At 39.0% G+C, this 17,846-nt stretch carries 16 protein-coding genes; 5 read left to right on the forward strand and 11 right to left on the reverse strand.

What is annotated here, in order from left to right:
• Nucleotides 1-281: 281 nt before the first annotated feature.
• From MHB40_RS20950 to MHB40_RS20975, 6 genes are all read right to left on the reverse strand, one after another.
• On the reverse strand, nucleotides 282-2,471 hold the full coding sequence (locus MHB40_RS20950) for a YhgE/Pip domain-containing protein (RefSeq protein ID WP_048390815.1): 2,190 nt from the start codon (nucleotides 2,469-2,471) through the stop codon (nucleotides 282-284).
• A gap of 133 nt (nucleotides 2,472-2,604) precedes the next feature.
• Entirely contained in the window at nucleotides 2,605-3,177 is a 573-nt protein-coding gene (locus MHB40_RS20955) for a TetR/AcrR family transcriptional regulator (protein ID WP_205445474.1), read from the reverse strand.
• A 121-nt stretch (nucleotides 3,178-3,298) separates the two neighbouring features.
• Nucleotides 3,299-3,823 (reverse strand): FixH family protein, encoded by a 525-nt coding sequence (locus tag MHB40_RS20960; protein ID WP_342533403.1) that lies wholly within the window; start codon nucleotides 3,821-3,823, stop codon nucleotides 3,299-3,301.
• A 3-nt stretch (nucleotides 3,824-3,826) separates the two neighbouring features.
• Nucleotides 3,827-5,215 (reverse strand): HAMP domain-containing sensor histidine kinase, encoded by a 1,389-nt coding sequence (locus MHB40_RS20965; protein WP_205445477.1) that lies wholly within the window; start codon nucleotides 5,213-5,215, stop codon nucleotides 3,827-3,829.
• Nucleotides 5,212-5,895 (reverse strand): response regulator transcription factor, encoded by a 684-nt coding sequence (locus tag MHB40_RS20970; protein WP_205445479.1) that lies wholly within the window; start codon nucleotides 5,893-5,895, stop codon nucleotides 5,212-5,214. The genes MHB40_RS20965 and MHB40_RS20970 overlap by 4 nt, the downstream gene beginning before the upstream one ends.
• A complete protein-coding gene (locus MHB40_RS20975; RefSeq protein ID WP_342533404.1) occupies nucleotides 5,895-6,887 on the reverse strand; it encodes a YncE family protein in 993 nt (330 codons plus the stop codon). Before MHB40_RS20975 ends, MHB40_RS20970 begins: the two co-directional genes overlap by 1 nt.
• Nucleotides 6,888-7,046: 159 nt before the next feature.
• Here MHB40_RS20975 and MHB40_RS20980 point away from each other — a divergent pair, with 159 nt between their 5' ends.
• Both MHB40_RS20980 and MHB40_RS20985 read left to right on the forward strand, forming a co-directional pair.
• Nucleotides 7,047-8,132 (forward strand): glycosyltransferase family 2 protein, encoded by a 1,086-nt coding sequence (locus MHB40_RS20980; protein ID WP_342533405.1) that lies wholly within the window; start codon nucleotides 7,047-7,049, stop codon nucleotides 8,130-8,132.
• A gap of 179 nt (nucleotides 8,133-8,311) precedes the next feature.
• On the forward strand, nucleotides 8,312-10,144 hold the full coding sequence (locus tag MHB40_RS20985; protein WP_342533406.1) for a collagen-like protein: 1,833 nt from the start codon (nucleotides 8,312-8,314) through the stop codon (nucleotides 10,142-10,144).
• Between the two features lie 95 nt (nucleotides 10,145-10,239).
• On the opposite strand, the gene hemY is transcribed toward MHB40_RS20985, so the two are convergent.
• From hemY to hemE, 3 genes are all read right to left on the reverse strand, one after another.
• Nucleotides 10,240-11,661: a protoporphyrinogen oxidase gene (gene hemY / locus MHB40_RS20990; protein ID WP_342533407.1), complete on the reverse strand. Its 1,422-nt coding sequence runs from the start codon at nucleotides 11,659-11,661 to the stop codon at nucleotides 10,240-10,242.
• 14 nt (nucleotides 11,662-11,675) lie between these two features.
• Nucleotides 11,676-12,596, reverse strand: a complete 921-nt coding sequence (gene hemH / locus MHB40_RS20995) for a ferrochelatase (RefSeq protein ID WP_342533408.1) — start codon at nucleotides 12,594-12,596, stop codon at nucleotides 11,676-11,678.
• 164 nt (nucleotides 12,597-12,760) lie between these two features.
• The gene (gene hemE / locus MHB40_RS21000; RefSeq protein ID WP_342441554.1) at nucleotides 12,761-13,810 is read right to left on the reverse strand and encodes a uroporphyrinogen decarboxylase; all 1,050 of its coding nucleotides are present in this window, start codon (nucleotides 13,808-13,810) and stop codon (nucleotides 12,761-12,763) included.
• Between the two features lie 234 nt (nucleotides 13,811-14,044).
• Here hemE and MHB40_RS21005 point away from each other — a divergent pair, with 234 nt between their 5' ends.
• The gene (locus tag MHB40_RS21005; protein WP_205445490.1) at nucleotides 14,045-14,560 is read left to right on the forward strand and encodes an antibiotic biosynthesis monooxygenase; all 516 of its coding nucleotides are present in this window, start codon (nucleotides 14,045-14,047) and stop codon (nucleotides 14,558-14,560) included.
• A gap of 76 nt (nucleotides 14,561-14,636) precedes the next feature.
• Here the strand turns inward: MHB40_RS21005 and MHB40_RS21010 are convergent, their stop codons facing one another.
• Together MHB40_RS21010 and MHB40_RS21015 are read right to left on the reverse strand one after the other, a co-directional pair.
• Nucleotides 14,637-15,818: an ABC transporter permease gene (locus MHB40_RS21010; RefSeq protein ID WP_342533409.1), complete on the reverse strand. Its 1,182-nt coding sequence runs from the start codon at nucleotides 15,816-15,818 to the stop codon at nucleotides 14,637-14,639.
• Nucleotides 15,802-16,551, reverse strand: a complete 750-nt coding sequence (locus MHB40_RS21015; protein WP_115674062.1) for an ABC transporter ATP-binding protein — start codon at nucleotides 16,549-16,551, stop codon at nucleotides 15,802-15,804. The genes MHB40_RS21010 and MHB40_RS21015 overlap by 17 nt, the downstream gene beginning before the upstream one ends.
• A 104-nt stretch (nucleotides 16,552-16,655) precedes the next feature.
• Between MHB40_RS21015 and MHB40_RS21020 the strand changes: the two genes are divergently transcribed.
• Nucleotides 16,656-17,069 (forward strand): HIT family protein, encoded by a 414-nt coding sequence (locus MHB40_RS21020; protein ID WP_342533410.1) that lies wholly within the window; start codon nucleotides 16,656-16,658, stop codon nucleotides 17,067-17,069.
• Nucleotides 17,070-17,217: 148 nt separating this feature from the next.
• Nucleotides 17,218-17,754, forward strand: a complete 537-nt coding sequence (locus MHB40_RS21025) for a tryptophan transporter (RefSeq protein ID WP_205445495.1) — start codon at nucleotides 17,218-17,220, stop codon at nucleotides 17,752-17,754.
• Nucleotides 17,755-17,846 lie beyond the last annotated feature (92 nt).

The following is a 17,846-nucleotide window of genomic DNA, read 5'->3' on the forward strand; positions in this document are numbered from 1 at the left end:
CAGCGTCCTTTCCAAGAGCTTCTTATGAGTGAACTGCACTCAAAATATTGAACTTAAAAATCTAATTTAGTGAGTATAGGCGGACTCCTGCACGAGGCGGTAGCGAGGAAGCTTCTCGCCCACAGGAAAGCAAGTAGCCTGCAACGGAAATCCATTTTCATCTTTCACAAAAATTTTATTGATGGTTTTGTTTTATTTATGTCCTTTGAGGCTGAAGAATTATTACATAACCCCTATGAACAAAAAAAGCACTCACCGTACATTGGGTGAGTGCTTCATGATTAGTTTTCTTCAGCTACTTTAGAGTAACGTTTATTGTGCAGTAGCATGAAATAACCAAATGTGATAGCTAAGAATGCTACTAAGAAACCAGCTAGAACACCATAGTTTTGCATTAAGAATGACGTGTCGCCAGTAGAAATACTTGATTTAAATGCTTGAACTGTATATGTCATCGGTAATAGCTTGTTAAATACTTGTAATGGTGAAGGAATTAATTCTAATGGGAACGTACCTGCACTTGTTGTTAATTGTAAAATTAACACAACAATTGCCATGAAACGTCCAGGGTCACCAAAGATCGAAACAAGCATTTGAATTAAGGCTAAAAATACATAGCTTGTTAATAATGCTGTTAAGATAAAGTAGCCCATATTATTCACTTCAAGTCCTAGACCCCATTTTACAATGACTACTGTTAGTAATGTTTGCACTAAACCTACGACTGCTAGTACAGTCACTTTACTTGTAAACCAAGATGCTCCGTTTTTAGGGCGAATTGCAGGTTCAACAAGTGGGAACACAATCGAAATTAATAATGCACCTACGAATAAGCCTAAAGAAATAAAGTACGGTGCAAAACCTGTTCCATAGTTAGGAACATGGTTTACAGACTCTTTTTCAACTTCAACTGGACTACCTACCATATCATACGTGTCTTGATTTGCTTTGACTTCATTTGCTTTTTCACTCGCCTCACCTAGTTTACCAGATAAAGTAGCTGTACCATCTGCAAGCTCCGTAGAACCATCTGCAAGTGTTGCAGAACCTTGTGCTAGCTCACCAGATTTTGAAGCAAGTGTAGAAGTACCTTGATTTAATGTTGTTGTACCATTCGCTAATTCATTTAATCCAGATGCTAATGTTTTTGAGCCTGTTACAGCTGTATTCACACCCGCATGTAGTTCACCTAATTTTGCAGCTAATGTAGCATTACCTGCTTGTAGACCTTTTGCACCTTCCAATAAAGCATTGCTTTTAGCTGTTAATGCATTCGCACCAGCTAATACTTCTGCCTGACCTGCTGCAATTTGAGTTGCACCAGAGCTTACTTGATTGGCACCAGCTTGTAGTTTTTCTGTACCAGCTGATAAAGATGTTAAACCATTATGCACACTAGCACTACCTGCCTGTAGTTCCGCTAATGTTTGTTTTAATGCTGCTGCTTGTTCTTCAGGCATTGAAGCCATCATTGTTTGTAATTGGTTGGATAGGGCTGTAATGCCTGCCTCCACTTTTGCAGATCCTGCTGTTAATTGGGTTGCTGCACCATTCAATGCACCAGCGTTCTCAGCAATAGATGCTGCACCTGCACTAATTTGCTGTTGTTTGTCGTTTAAAGTATTTAAACCAGCACCAACTTTTGCCACACCTTGTGTATATTGTGATAACCCTTGTTCAAGACTCGTTGCACCATTTGCAGCTTGCTGTGCACCTTGTTGTAATTGAACAGTGCCATCTTGTAGTTTGACTAAACCACTAGATAAGTCATTTGCGCCTTTTGCTGCATCCCCAGCACCTTTTGTTAATTTATCTGTACCATTTGATAATTCAACTGTGCTTGATGCTAGCTGCTCCAGATATCCTTTTAAATCTTTTGCACCATTCGCTACTTTTTGCGCACCCTCATCTAGCTTATTTGAGCCATCTGCTGCTTCTGTAAAGCCATCTCCAAGTGTTGCAATCGAATCAAATAATTTTTCAGCATAAGTCGCTGATACTTGTGAATTTACTTCAGCACGTACACGATCCATTGCCGTCTCACCAATTTGAGCACCAAGGAAGTTTAATCCCTCGTTTGGAATGTAGTTCATCACTAATTTTGATGGTTTGTCATCTAATAGTGTTGTTGCATGTTCAGAGAAATTTGTTGGAATTTCTAAAATCATATAATAATCACGACTATTTAAGCCTTTTTCAGCTTCATCCTTTGAAACTTCTATAAAGTTAAATTGTTCGCTATCTATCAATTTATCGACTAAGGTATCCCCCAAGTCTAATTTAACACCATCCATCTCAGCACCAGTATCTTCATTGACAACGGCTACTGGTAGATTAGGAAGCCCCGCATAAGGATCCCAAAACGCCCATAAAAACATACCCGCATACATTACTGGAATAAATAATACAGCAATGATGGAAACAAGCATTTTTCTTGTTTTAAAGATCTTCAGCCACTCAGCTTTAATCATATAATATCCTCACTCCTAAACTATTTGACCGAAAACGTCATTTGGTCATTTTCATTCAAAAAAAATAGTCAACCTCGACAATATTGCAAAAAGAACACTTGATTCGATACTTCTACAGCTGTATTTTATCGAATCAAGTTAGAATCAAACCTCGAAAGATCGTTTCCTTAAAAAGATTGAGAATCTTATCTTCAGGGATCACATCACCGTGTAACTCATGCCAATCGACAACAAAAGCAAGATATGCCTTCAGCAATAAGTAACTAACAAGTTCCGCATCACATTCTCTAATTTCACCTTTATTAATACGTCGTTGTATTAACTCTGCGACATACGATAAGATTTCAGTCTCAATGCGTAATAGCACTTGTTTAACTGCTGGTGTTCGTAATTCTTTTTCTTCCTCGATTAGCTTTGCAAATAAAAGATGTTTTTCTCGGAACTGTAGCATTTTCATTAAAGCATTATGCGCATTATCCATAAAGCTTGCTGATGCATCCAACACTGCATCCGCTTCCGCTTTCATCTCTCGTACAAGTGACATAGCGATCTCTTGAAATAAAATTTCTTTATTTGCAAAGAATGTATAAATCGTACCTTTACCGACATTGGCAATTTTCGCCACTTGCTCCATCGTTGTTGCCTTGTAGCCAAACAACGTAAAAGATTTTGCAGCTGCTTCAAGAATTTCCTGCCTACGATCCATTAGTAACATCCTTTCTTGTTAGGTTATGTACATCTATTGTACACTTCAATAAAAATGACCAGAAAACCATTTCGGTCATCTGGTCATTATCATATTCCTATTTCAAAAAAATTGCAAGCCTTTAATGATGATTTTTTTCATCTTTTTTTTCGTCACCATGATCCGTATCATCTGATGTTTCAGAATTATGATTCATCATATTATTATCCATGCTGTTATTGGCTTTTTCATCTTCTGGTACAACCTTTGTCATATCTGGGTTTCCAGCAATAATTTGTTGCTTTGGCATATTATGAACACCGTTTGCTGTTGTATGTGCATACATAAAGTAAACACCGTCATGATCAAATGTAGTCGTTGCTTTATAAACACCGTCTTGCTCTAATTTCCCATCAATCATTTGTCCTTCATCACGTTTCCCTGATTCCCAAACTTCAAATTCTACAACAGCATCATCGACATTTTCTCCACCTTGTTCAACATGTGCTGCCAGTTCAATTGTTTCATTGAGTGCTACTTCTTTTGGTGTTAAAATCTCAACTTCGGGGATTTGAGGTACTTCTGGTTCTGGTAAAGCCTCTTTTTTTTCTCCACACCCTACTAATAATGTAGGGACTGCAATTAGCGCAAATAACCACTTTTTCATCTTTTAATCCTCCATTAATGGCAACCGTATCTTCACGGCTGTGCCTTTTTCAACAACACTTTCAATTTCTAACGTACCTTGTAACTGTTTTAGTAACTGTTCAACAATAGATAAGCCTAGTCCACTACCACCGTCCGCTCGACTTCGTGCTTTGTTAACACGATAAAATCGCTCTGTAACATGTGATATATCCTCTGCTGGAATACCGATTCCATAATCCCTAATAGTAATTTGGGCACTACCAGCCTTTTCAGCCGCAACAATTTCCACTTTAGAATTTTCATGCGAGTAATTAATCGCATTTTCAATAATGTTAATAAAAATTTGTTTTAGCTTCACTTCATCCGCTTCAATAATTAGTGCATCATCTACATCTAAATATAAAGTTATGTTCTTTTTATTTGCTTGATGTGTTAAGATTTTTTGAACCTCTCGTAATGTTTCACCTAACGGAATTGGATATAAATCAATATCGGTTTGTTCATTTTCTGTTCTTGCCAGTTGAAGTAATTCGTTTGTTAAGCGTTCCATGCGGTTGGCCTCACGGACGATTAGCTGAATGGTTTCTTCTTTTTGGCCTTCTGTAATGATGCCGTTTTGCATGGCTTCGCTATAGCCCTTTACATAGCTTATGGGTGTTCGTAATTCATGTGAGACTGTTGCCAAGAACGTTTTTTGTGCTTCATCCTCTTGCTGAATTGCCTCTGCCATTTTATTAAAGGTACTAGATAGTTTACCGATTTCATCTCGTGAATTGACAGGCACACGTGTCTCATAATTCCCATAGGACATCTGTTCCACTGCACGCTGTAAATCGCTTAATGGTCGCATAATATGTCGAATCCCTTTATAAATTAAATAGCTAGCGACTACTAAAAATATGAAGGCACTAATAAACAATAAAATAACGCCACTATTTGCCAATTCACTGATTTTGGCCAATGGGAAATAAATATAAATAATACCTTCTAATCGATTTTGATCAACAAGTGGTACAACCACCGAAATAAGTTGTCGATCAAAACGAGGCTCGTACCCAATTTTTTGCACATATTTTCCTGCTAATAATTTCTGTCTTTCCTCAGGACCAATCAATGTCTCATAATCTATATCAAATGGAACACAGGCACTTAATTCACGTGGATTCCTTACCGCAAATATATTCAAATTTGAATAATCATTAAATTGTTCGATATCTGCGATAAATTCATCCGTTACCTTTCCATTGTCATACATTGTCTGTAGCTTCAAACCGACTTCGACCATTGTATCTTCTGTATCTTGTACATATAAACGTTGATACAAAAAATTTGTGAGAACATACATAAAGACAACGGTAATAATTAAAAAAGCGAAAATTAACAACCAAATGCGAGTGGCAATCTTTTTCATTCGCCAGGATCAAAGCGGTAGCCCACTCCCCAAACGGTTTGAATATGTGCAGCCGCATCCTTTCCAAGCTTTATTCGTAACGTTTTAATATGTGTATCAACCGTGCGCGTACCACCTACATAATCAATATCCCAAATCCGTTCTAGTAATTGCTCTCTGGAATAGGCATTACCTGGATTTTTCATAAATAAGTGCAATAGCTCAAATTCCTTTAAAGTAAGTGGAATACTCTTTCCATCAACAGATACTTTTCGTGCTATTTCATCTATTTTAATAGAGCCAAAAATCACGTACTTCTGCTGTAGCTCTGTAATATTCGCACCACTTCTTCTTAATACAGCATAAATTCTAGCTACCAGTTCATCATGTGTAAATGGTTTAACAATATAATCATCCCCACCAAGTGTAAGACCTTTCACCTTATCCTCATTCGCATCACGTGCAGTCAGAAAAATAATCGGTACATTGGACATAGCACGAATGCTTTGACAAACAACAAAACCATCCTCATGTGGCATCATTACATCAAGTAATACTAAATCTATATTTTCACGTACTATTACATCGTAAGCCTCAGTTCCACTAGCGGCAGTAAATGTCTCTATATCAGAGTTATTGAGCATCATTTCAATTAAATTACGCATATCCTGCTCATCGTCAACTATTAATACAGTTGTCATCATTGTTCCTCCCTTACTAACAGCTGAAAAGCACCTTTCCCTACATCAACTGTTTTTTCCTTCTGGCCATCCTTTATAAAGTACAATGTATGATCGTCATAGCCAGCGACAACAATATAATCTTTAAACTGATTCACTACAAAGGGATTTGCTCCAACCTCTTGCTGCCATTTGATATGACCATCAAAATCAGCCACATATAACTCGTTGTGACCATGACTTACAACAAGAACGGCATCTTTAGTCTTTTTTAACCCTACTGGCATCAAAGGCATGTCAATCTCTCCATGCAGTTGGCCTGTAGTCAAATCATATTTTTTAACTGAACTATTTGGCTTACTTCCTTCTCCATGACCGCCTATCCATAGTTCATGTGTTTCTTCTAGGACAGCTATTCCATGTGCAGATTTTTTAATCGGCCACTCTTGCTCAATAGTCAAATCCTTCATATTTAACACAGATAATTTTGTATCTTTAAAATTAATAACATACAGTTTATCCCTATACGATGCCATTGACATCGGGTAATTGCCAAGCTGTTGTGTAGCTAACTGATTGCCTTCTTGATCAAAGCTTGTCACTGTATTGGTTTTACTATTCGTGATAAAAAATTGCTTGATGTTGTCATCGTAGTATACATTGGTCGTACCAATCTCTACTTTTTTTGAATAGAGCTTTTCTCCAGTTGATATTGTATAGACGTCGATGTTATTTAATTGGTGTCCATATAATAAAACTTGGTCATCTCCTAATAGGATGGCCCCTGAATAAGCTTTATCAAATAACCATGTTGCAAGTACATTGCCATCCTCATCAATAAAATCTAATGATGGTTCTTGTATGTTTAATGAAGCTATAAAACTTCGTTCCCTTTCAATGGGTTCATATGACTTTTCAGCGCAACCCGCTAACCATAGAATTTGTAGTAACGAAAAAATGAAGAATGCCCATTTTTTCAACTTTATCACCTCTGCCCCTTTACTATACTTCACAATTGTGAAATTCGGGTGAAACTTGGAAGGTGAATTTATGACAAACCATGAAAATACATTTCACATTTCAGGCTCACAATCCCTCTATCAGTTCAATCATCCAACCAATATTTCCGTCCTTACATATATTACAAAGATAATGGTAAGGAGGAATATAGTATGATTTCCATTAGCTTATGTATGATTGTAAAAAATGAAGAAGATGTTATTGGTCGATGTCTTGAATCCGTCAAAGATCTAGTAGATGAAATTAATATTGTCGATACTGGATCAACAGATAGTACAAAACAAGTGGTTGCACAGTATACAGACAGAGTTTTTGATTTTAAATGGATACATCACTTTGCAGCAGCACGAAACTATTCCTTTCAACAAGCAACAAAGGAATACATCCTCTGGCTAGATGCAGATGATGTTTTTCTAGAGGAAGATCGACAAAAATTAAAGGCACTCAAAGCATCTCTAACCTCTAATGTAGATGCTGTTTCAATGAATTATCATTTAAGTTTCGATCATGAGGGTAATGCAGACGCCTTAATAAGAAGATATCGTCTAGTCAGAAGAGAAAAACAATTTCAATGGATTGGTGCAGTTCATGAATATTTAGAAGTCGGTGGCGTGTTGTTTGATAGTGATGTCGCCGTTAGCCATTTACCGTTAACCCACGATCACGCCCGTAATATTACGATTTATAGACAACTGATTGAAGCAGGAGAAACACTATCACCACGTGATACATTTTATTTTGCTAATGAATTAGTAGATCATGGTCAATTTGAGGAAGCTATTTACCATTATGAATTATTTTTAACCTCCAAATTAGGCTGGGTAGAAGATAATATTCGTGCCTGCTTAAAATTAGCAGATTGCTATTCCCATTTAAATGATAAAGAAAACAACTTCAATGCTATTTTACGAAGCTTCGAATACGATGTTCCCCGCCCCGAAGCCTGCTGTCGCCTAGGCTATCATTTCATGGAGCAATTCAAGAATTACGAAGCAGTTTTTTGGTACGAGCAAGCACTTGTTATTAAACAAAAATCAAACGCTCCTTTTCAAAACAAAAGCTTTTCTACATGGCTCCCTCACTTACAGCTCTGTGTGCTATACGACCGCTTACAACAATATGAACTAGCCAATGCACATAATGAATTAGCCGGCTCGTTCATTCCAAATGACCCAAAAATTCTACACAATAAAGAATATTTCAAGCGTATTTTAACAATCAATCAAAATGACTCTTAAAAAATTTCAATAACCATCTAAAAAGTTTTAGCTCATATTCATATGATAAACATCCAATTATCTTAAAAACAGTTGCAACGAATCTATAAATAACTCTCGATTTACAAGTAATTAATAGTTATGTGTCTACCTCCCCTATCATTATTCAGAATACGATATTTGAGAGAGGAGGTGAGATTATGCATTTTGGAAATTTTATAGATAGAGTTTGCAGTAAGTGTCATTCATTTCCTTGTTGTTGTAAAACTGGCCCTATTCCAAGTTGTCCAATTTGGCCAGTAAAGCCTACAGGACCGACTGGTGGGATAACTGGTCCAACAGGTAGTACTGGGGCTACTGGGGCTACTGGGGCTACTGGCGTTACTGGCTCTACCGGGGTTACTGGCTCTACTGGGGTTACTGGGGTTACCGGACTGACTGGCATTACTGGCTCTACTGGCGTTACTGGGGCTACTGGGGCTACTGGGGCTACCGGCGTTACTGGCTTTACCGGGGCTACTGGCTCTACCGGCGTTACTGGGATTACTGGAGTTACTGGCTCTACCGGCGTTACTGGACCTACTGGGGTAACCGGACCGACTGGCGTTACTGGCTCTACCGGCGTTACTGGCTCTACTGGGGTTACCGGGCCGACTGGTGTTACTGGTTCTACTGGAGATATCGGACCTACTGGCGTTACTGGCTCTACTGGAGATATCGGACCTACCGGCGTTACTGGCTCTACTGGAGATATCGGACCGACTGGGGCTACCGGCGTTACTGGCTCTACTGGAGATATCGGACCTACCGGGGTCACTGGCTCTACTGGAGATATCGGACCTACTGGGGCTACTGGCTCTACTGGGGCTACTGGCTCTACTGGGGTTACTGGGGTTACTGGGGTTACTGGACCTACTGGGATTGCTGGGGCTACCGGCGTTACTGGACCAACTGGGGTTGCCGGTTCTACTGGCACGACTGGGACTACCGGCGCAACTGGGATTGCTGGGGCTACTGGCGCGACTGGACCTACTGGGATTGCTGGGGCTACTGGACCTACTGGGGCTACCGGTGCTACTGGGGTTGCCGGTTCTACTGGCACTACTGGGGCTACCGGCGTTACTGGACCGACTGGGACTACCGGCGCGACTGGACCTACTGGACCTACTGGGGCTACTGGTTCTACTGGTTCTACTGGCACTACTGGCACTACTGGGGCTACCGGCGTTACTGGACCGACTGGGGTTGTTGGTTCTACTGGCGCAACTGGCGTAACCGGCGTAACCGGCGCGACTGGGATTGCTGGTTCTACTGGGGCTACTGGACCTACTGGGATCGCTGGGGCTACTGGTTCTACTGGTTCTACTGGCACTACTGGGGCTACCGGCGTTACTGGACTGACTGGGGTTGTTGGTTCTACTGGCGTAACTGGCGCGACTGGGGCTACCGGTGCTACTGGGGTTGCCGGTTCTACTGGCACTACTGGGGCTACTGGCGTTACTGGACCGACTGGGGTTGCCGGTTCTACTGGCGTAACCGGCGCTACTGGACCAGCTTTTACCGAAGGATTCTCAGCATTTAAAAACACTTTAGCTGTTAGTGCGTCTACGTCTATCACTAACTGGAGTATAGCATCGCCTTACTTTACTACTCCTGCTTTTAATCCGACAACTGGCGTATTCACTGTACCAACTACGGGTAGATATTCCTTTGAAGCAACTATCAACTATTCTACTACTGCGGCCATTACCGTTGCTTTAGGAGTAGGAGTAAATCCTTCATTTGCAATCCGAAGAAATACATCAACAAATTTAATTAGCGGATTATTCCCTGTATTAAATGTAAACGTTGCACTTGTATTAACATTGCGTGCAATTCTTGGAAATGGCACTGTGACTTTGGCAGGTGAGGTACAACTAAACGCTGGAGATACTATTGATCTATTCTATGAAGCCAATGGCCTGACAATCGGTCTTACACTAGGCGGCGCTAACTCTGGTGGTATCGTTTGGTCATGTCATCGAATTTCTTAGAGCGAGGACATTGATAGCTAATACAGTTTTTAGTAGAAATATACAAAAAAATAGTACAAACATTGATAATAAATGTTTGTACTATTTTCTTTCCATTACTTAAGTATTTCCATTAATACTTCATCCGCAACATGTTTACCTTGCTGCACACACTCTGGAATCGATATTCCTTCAAACGAGCTTCCTGCAAGTTTGACAGTTGGAAAATGTTCTTGTAATTCCTGCTTGATACGTTGAACTTTCGCTTCATGTCCAACTGTATATTGTGGCATCGCATTTTTCCAACGTGTTACAACTGTTGTGATAGGTTCCCCATCAATACCAATCGTTTTCTTTAAATCCTGTAGCACGGTTTTTTCGATCTCCGTATCCGATAACGCCACTATCGCTTCGTCGCCCACTCGACCAATATAACTACGTAATAATACATAATCGTCTGGTGAGGTACCTGGCCATTTTCGATTCATCCAAGTACAAGAAGTAATCGAAAAATCACTATTTCTCGAGACATAAAAAGACAGTGCATCTAAATCACCGAGCTGTTCCTTTTTAAACGCCATTGTAACGGTTGCAATAGTTGCAGCCTTCATAGTCCCCAATTCATGTAACAGACTTTGCTTACTAAACATTTTTTCAGCCATATTAAAAGGGGTAGCAATAATAACAGCATCCGCTTTGATATGCGAGAAATTATTGAGCATCACTTGAACTGAACCATCCTTGCCATGCTCTAATTCCTCTACTTTGACACCCTTCATAACTGTCCCAGGAAGTAGTGATTCTTCTATACTTTCAATGAGTGTTTCAAGGCCATTGCTAAAGGTTTGAAAGATTCCCTTATTTTCAGCTATCTGATGATTGCTTAAAAAATTTGTTCCTGACTTCTTCATACCAATCAGCAAACTACGATATTTTTGTTCTAAACTATACAACTGTGGGAAGGTTGAGCTCATACTTAATTGCTCAATATCTCCTGCAAATGTACCCGCTAGTAATGGTTCTACTAGATTTTCCACAATCTCAGCACCAAATCTTCTTCTAAAAAACGCGCCTAGCGGTTGATCGTCATCCTGTGCTGAACGAGGGATGAAAAAGTCCCCAGCCGCACGAACTTTACCGCTAAGTGAAAACAAGCCTGATGTTATGAAGGAGGAGATATGGGGTGTCTCTCCTGATAGGAGATGACTAGGTATTGGATATAACTGACTACCAACAGCAACATAATTTGGCCCTGCATTGCTTGTTAATAGTTTCTGTTCAATCCCAAGATCCTTTGCTAAAGCATTGACATAGTTTTCACGATCAAAAAAAGATTCTGGCCCACGCTCAATAATAAAGCCATCTTTTCTTAGTGTTTGAATTTTTCCGCCAAGACGTAATGACGACTCGACAAGTACGATATCTAATGGCAATTCTTTTTCGCTTGCTTCTTTTTGCATATAGAACGCAGCTGTAAGGCCTGTAATGCCACCGCCTACGACAACTACCTTTCGTCTTTTCTGAGTCACCAACATCATCACTTTCTTTTCGCTTAGCTTAATTTTTTATGAATTGCATCTACCATCGCATCAATAAATAATGGATGTGTGTTTGGCATCGCTGGACGGTAGTATTTTGCGCCAAGTTCATCACAAACTACTTTACATTCAAAATCATTGTCATACAACACTTCTAAATGCTCTGTTACAAAACCTACTGGTGTATAAACAAATGAACGGAAGCCCTTTTCTTCAAATAGCTCACGTGTTAAATCTTGAACATCTGGACCAATCCAAGGCTCTGGTGTTTGGCCTGCTGATTGCCAGCCAACCTCTACATTTTTTAAACCTGTCGCAGTTTGAATAAGACGTGCTGTTTCAATTAGTTGATCTTCATATGGATCACCTAAGTTTTTAATTTTTTCAGGCAATGAATGAGCTGACACAATTAGACAAGCTTTCTCACGTTCTTCTTCTGACATTGCATTGAATGTCTCATTCACTTGTTGTGTCCAGTACTCAATGAATTTCGGCTCATCATACCAAGATTCCACAGAAGTAATCTTTAAGCGACCTCCTGCTGCTTCTTCAGCACGACCATTATAAGACTTAATAGAGAACGTAGAGAAATGAGGAGCTAAAACAATAGAAACTGCTTCTCTTATGCCCTCTGCCAGCATTTGCTCTACTGCATCTTCAATAAATGGATGAATATGTTTTAAACCAATAAACAATTTATATTCTACAGCATCCTGCACTTCGTTCAAACGCGCACATAATGCTTCAGCTTGTGCTTGAGTTGCCGCAGCTAATGGGGACAAACCACCGATTGCTTCATAGCGACTACGTAAATCTTCTAAATGCTCTGCGGAAGGTTTACGTCCATGACGAATATGCGTATAGTAAGGTTCAATATCTTCTTCTTTATAAGGTGTTCCGTATGCCATTACTAATAAGCCTTTAACTTCTTTCATTACCCTTTTCACCTCTAAAATTGTTTTATGTTTTCATACATTATGTGATAAAAAGAAGCTGCCCAATCTTTATTATTGGACAGCTCCTTTTCTACATGGAAATTAAAACTTCCTATATAGAAAAGGACATATTATTCATATTATTTACACTTCATTGACTTCTATTAAGAACGAGCTTGAATTTGTTGAGCACTATATTCATGAATAAGCGTTGTAAGACGTTTTAAGACATCAGGGTCAACCTCTGGGAAAACACCATGTCCTAGATTAAAGATATGACCTGGCATTTCTAAACCTTGATCGATAATATCTTTTGTTCTTTTTTCAATAATTGACCAGTCCGCAAGTAATAGGGATGGATCTAAGTTACCCTGTACAGGTTTTGTAATGCCATTCGCACGTGCGTCTTTAATAGGTAAACGCCAGTCTAAGCCTACAACATCGATCGGTAAATCATTCCATTCTTTTGCTAAATGGCTAGCACCGACACCAAATTGAATTAATGGTACATTTTCTTTTTGCAACTCTGCAAAAATACGCGTCATAATTGGTTTAATAAATACGCGATAATCCTCGACATTTAAAGCCCCAACCCATGAGTCAAACACTTGGATGGCTTTTGCGCCAGCTTTAATTTGAGCTGTTACATCTGCAATAATCATGTCAGCTAGTTTATCCATTAAAGCAAACCAAGCTTGAGGTTCTGAAACCATAAATGATTTTGTTTTATTATAGTTTCTTGAAGGACCACCTTCAATCATGTAGCTTGCAAGTGTGAATGGTGCCCCAGCAAAACCGATTAAAGGAACATTCAATTGCTCTTCGGCAAGTATCTTGATCGTCTCTAATACAAATGGTGTATGCTCTTTGGCATTAAATTCACCTAATTTTTCTACATCAGCTACTGAACGAATTGGATTTGAAATAACAGGACCAACGCCTGCTTTGATTTTTACATCTATCCCAATTCCAGGGAGAGGTGTGACTATATCTTTATATAAAATCGCTGCATCAACATTATAATTTTCTACAGGCAGACGAGTAACATACGCACATAGTTCAGGTTGATGTGTAATTTCCTCTAAGGAATATTTCTCTTTAATGGCACGGTATTCTGGCTGAGATCGTCCTGCCTGACGCATATACCAAACAGGTGTATGTGCGGTCCTTTCTCCACGTGCAGCACGTAGAAGTGTATCATTAAAAGTTGTCATGAATAGTTCCTTCCCCTCGTTAAATTGTTACTATAAAAAAATCGCTTGTTTATTCCTTTATTATTGATATCCGTTTCCAATAGTAAACGCTTCCTCTGAAATTGTATAGTTTTCCTAGTGAAATGTCATAAAATTGTTCTTTCTCGACATATTCTTTTTGAACGGAGCGTTAGACTTCCGCTAGAAAGGGTATAATCACGCTATATTAGTAAGATTCATAAGGAGGATAAATTCATGTATATTTATTTAACTTCTGGTACTGGCGATTTTTTAGAGCAAGTAAAAAATAAGTATCCTAATGACCATATGATTTTAATTCATGGGGAAGGTAATTCTGTATTGATACATGAAACAGAAGGAAAAACAGTATTTGCGACGCCCCGTAAATTTGAAGTGCTAGATTCAGTAAATGATATAGAGGAACGTGGCTTCTTTGTTTTCAACAATATTCCTGTAACAGATGAAGGGCGTCCAGTTTTCGAGCACCGCTTTTTAGAGCGTTCACGCGCTATTGAAAATGAGCCAGGCTTTGTGGCATTCCGTTTATTACGTCCAATCAAGAGTGAGACTTATATTGTTATGACGCAATGGAATGGACCACATTCTTTTGAAGCATGGAAGAGCTCCAAAGCGTTTGAATCAGCCCATGCAAAAACAGACGATTCAACAGCCGTACGTCAGCAAAATATCTTTTCAGCAGCTTCCTATGTCACTACTTACAGTGCTATACCGAAAGAAGATACAGAGTAGATAGATAATAAAAAAGCTCATTTTCCGAATGCGAGCATTGGAAAATGAGCTTTTCAATTTGTCAGCTATAGCCTCTTCATTTGGATATTTTCGCTGTTAATTCACTAATCACTAAAACTAGGATAACGGCAATATAAAACATGGGCTGTGTAATGGCACATAAACCAACAATAATTGCTTGGGTAATCATTGCTAAACGTACAATTTGCTTCACAGCTAGTTGACGAGCATGATCTGGTAACGGATAGAGCATGTCCATTCGAAATTCACCACTAGATAGCAGCGCTTGTTTTAACTGAATTGTTGTGGCAAAGCTTAGTGCGCCTGCTACAATCCATGTAACGACAGGAATATCTACAAAAGCTGCGATGACGGCAGAAATGGCCGTAAGACGAAGCCATAAATAGAAATGGTCATCTGTCCGGATAAAGGTACGAAACACCAAATACTTTTGAGTATTCTCCTTACCATACGGTACAAACCGATAGAGCCAGTCCATCCAGCCTCGACGCCGAATGCTTCCGTGTAGATGGGGTACATCTGTAAAATAATTTGCAAAACGATAGAAGCTCATCATACGATTCTGTTCGAGCTTGACAAAATGCTCATACGGCACAGGTTCGCCAACTGATTTTTTTCTAAAAACAATAATATAAATAATGCTAATAACTGTAGCGACTACCGCTAATAGCAGCTGCGCATGAAGCCCCATATATAGAGCAGCAGCAAATATAACAGCTCGAATAAATCTATCCACCCAAACCATTTGTCCTCGTTCACTATAACGATAGCTGAATTCTCCTCGAACACTTAGATATTTCAATACAATGGTAAGTAAAAAAATCGTCCATATTTCCACCGTTGTTAATTCCGTCACAGCTTTTAATAACGGGATACTAACAATATAGACAATCGCTACAATCCACACCTGAGACCAAAACGTCCAAGCCAGCGCCTTGCTGAAATACAGAGACATTTTTGATTCTAAAGGTAATAAGTATACTTGATCTGGCTCTCTCAACAGTGTAGTCGGACGGCTAAAGGCCAATAAAATCCCTATGATAACAGCTACCACGATTTCTGCTGGAAAGTCTGGTTGAACAACTTTCAGCCATTCGCTATATTGATAGCCCCCTGCTCCTATTAGAAATACAAGTACAATGGCAATATGCCCTGTAAATATAAATTGCATATATTTTTGTACTTCTCCTATATAATGCATGAAGCGAGAGGACCATACATCACGCAAGTTCTTCATGGTCCCGCTCCTTTGTCATAGCAATATAAAGGTCATCTAATGTCGCATACGGCATAGCAAATGATTGACGTAAATCAGCCATTGTTCCTTGTGCTCGCACTCTTCCTTCATGTAATAAAATAATGCGATCACAATGCTTTTCAGCTGTCGATAGAATATGTGTAGACATTAATATAGAAGCGCCTTCTTTTTTCTTTTCATCCATTTGGTCTAATAACGATTGAATACCTAGTGGATCTAATCCCACAAAAGGCTCATCAATAATATATAGACTTGGATTCACTAAAAAGGCACACATAATCATGACTTTTTGACGCATTCCCTTTGAAAAGTGTGAAGGGAACCAATTTAATCTTTTCTCCATTCGAAACTCTTTTAACAGCACCTCAGAACGAGCATCGAGTGTTGCTTTGTCTATACCGTAAGCCATTGCTGTTAATTCTAAATGCTCTCTTAATGTTAGCTCATCGTATAATACAGGGGTCTCAGGAATATAAGAAAAAGCTGTACGATACTTGTCCGTATCTTCCTTTAATGTCACACCATTTAAACGAATGTCCCCTTCCTTTGGCAACATCGTTCCTATAATATGTTTAATCGTTGTACTTTTACCTGCTCCATTTAAGCCGATTAAGCCAACTAATTCACCTTTTCCAATCGTAAAAGATAGATCTTTAATAACAGGTTTTCTTGTATAACCACCTGTCACATGCTGTACCTCTAATACTGACATATCCTCACTCCTCTTCTTGTTTTATATTTTATCAAAAATTAGCAAATGATACAGGTTTGAGTATGATAGAATGTACTTACATATACGTTAAGGGGGAAATTCTTATGAGCGATTGCCTATTTTGCAAAATTATTGACGGATCCATTCCAAGTACAAAAGTTTATGAAGACGATCATGTCTATGCATTCACAGACATTTCACCTGTTGCAAAAGGACACACACTATTAATTCCAAAGCATCACTGCCAAGATCTATTCGAGATGCCAGAGGAAGTGGCACGTAATCTATATGCTGTTGCACCAAAAATCGCGAATGCTATTAAAGCAGCGTTTCAGCCAATAGGTTTAAATACGATTAATAACAACGGTGCTGCCGCTGGACAAACTGTTTTCCACTACCACTTACATTTTATTCCGCGTTACGATGAAAAAGAAGGGCTAGGCCTAATTTGGCAAACACAAAAGTACTCACCAGAGCAGTTGTCAGAAGTAGCAGAAAATATTAAAGCCAATCTATAAGCCATTTGTAATATATTAACATCGGAATGTTCAGAATGCTGTATTGCAAATTTTAAAAATTTAGCGTACAATCACAAATAAGTTTCGCTAGCGGTCAAGAGGACACGCTAGGAGACAAATAGATTAGCATAGTCGAGGAGAGATTCAAATGAATACAAAGAATTTAGTATTAATGGCACTGTTAGTAGGTGTCGGTGCTGCACTTTATGTGGTTACACCAGGAATGGTGAATGGGATGAAGCCTGATTTTATGTTAACCATGATGTTTATTGGCATTTTATTGTTCCCAACTGTGAAAGAAACGTTCCTACTTTCTCTTTCAACAGGGGTGCTTTCAGGTTTGTTTACAACATTCCCAGCAGGTCTAGTTCCAAATATTATTGATAAAGCTGTTACTGGTTTTGTATTTTTAGCTGCTTTACTCATTCTCAAAAAACTGGCAGGTCATTTCGCCGTATCTGCTGTCTTAGTTGGCTTGGGAACGATTCTTTCAGGAACTGTCTTTTTGGCAGTAGCGCTTTTTGTGTTCAATGCAAATGTTGGTGCAACATTTGCGATGCTATTTATTGGCGTTGTCCTTCCAGCTGTCGCATTTAACGTTGTTGCGTTTGCTGTTATTTATCCAATTATTGCAAAATTAGTGAAGCGCTCTAAATTCAATACAGCTATTTCTCAAATTTCATAAATAAACACTTTAAATAATCAAAAGAAACTAAACTGTGACGGTCAAATCACTCGTTTAGTTTCTTTTTTCTTTTTGTATTTGTGCATTTCATG

Source organism: Lysinibacillus sp. FSL K6-0057 (assembly GCF_038630885.1).
In the GTDB taxonomy this organism is placed as follows: Bacteria; Bacillota; Bacilli; order Bacillales_A; family Planococcaceae; genus Lysinibacillus; species Lysinibacillus fusiformis_F.

Bases quoted from the DNA above. Each gene is read 5' to 3' on its own strand.
- hemY (WP_342533407.1), bottom strand. From the start codon at position 11,661: ATGATGTTGGTGACTCAGAAAAGACGAAAGGTAGTTGTCGTAGGCGGT.
- MHB40_RS21020 (WP_342533410.1), top strand. From the start codon at position 16,656: ATGAGCGATTGCCTATTTTGCAAAATTATTGACGGATCCATTCCAAGT.
- MHB40_RS20970 (WP_205445479.1), bottom strand. From the start codon at position 5,895: ATGACAACTGTATTAATAGTTGACGATGAGCAGGATATGCGTAATTTA.
- MHB40_RS21005 (WP_205445490.1), top strand. From the start codon at position 14,045: ATGTATATTTATTTAACTTCTGGTACTGGCGATTTTTTAGAGCAAGTA.
- MHB40_RS21025 (WP_205445495.1), top strand. From the start codon at position 17,218: ATGAATACAAAGAATTTAGTATTAATGGCACTGTTAGTAGGTGTCGGT.
- hemE (WP_342441554.1), bottom strand. From the start codon at position 13,810: ATGACAACTTTTAATGATACACTTCTACGTGCTGCACGTGGAGAAAGG.
- MHB40_RS20955 (WP_205445474.1), bottom strand. From the start codon at position 3,177: ATGGATCGTAGGCAGGAAATTCTTGAAGCAGCTGCAAAATCTTTTACG.
- MHB40_RS20985 (WP_342533406.1), top strand. From the start codon at position 8,312: ATGCATTTTGGAAATTTTATAGATAGAGTTTGCAGTAAGTGTCATTCA.
- MHB40_RS20950 (WP_048390815.1), bottom strand. From the start codon at position 2,471: ATGATTAAAGCTGAGTGGCTGAAGATCTTTAAAACAAGAAAAATGCTT.
- MHB40_RS20965 (WP_205445477.1), bottom strand. From the start codon at position 5,215: ATGAAAAAGATTGCCACTCGCATTTGGTTGTTAATTTTCGCTTTTTTA.
- MHB40_RS20980 (WP_342533405.1), top strand. From the start codon at position 7,047: ATGATTTCCATTAGCTTATGTATGATTGTAAAAAATGAAGAAGATGTT.
- hemH (WP_342533408.1), bottom strand. From the start codon at position 12,596: ATGAAAGAAGTTAAAGGCTTATTAGTAATGGCATACGGAACACCTTAT.
- MHB40_RS20960 (WP_342533403.1), bottom strand. From the start codon at position 3,823: ATGAAAAAGTGGTTATTTGCGCTAATTGCAGTCCCTACATTATTAGTA.
- MHB40_RS21010 (WP_342533409.1), bottom strand. From the start codon at position 15,818: ATGAAGAACTTGCGTGATGTATGGTCCTCTCGCTTCATGCATTATATA.
- MHB40_RS21015 (WP_115674062.1), bottom strand. From the start codon at position 16,551: ATGTCAGTATTAGAGGTACAGCATGTGACAGGTGGTTATACAAGAAAA.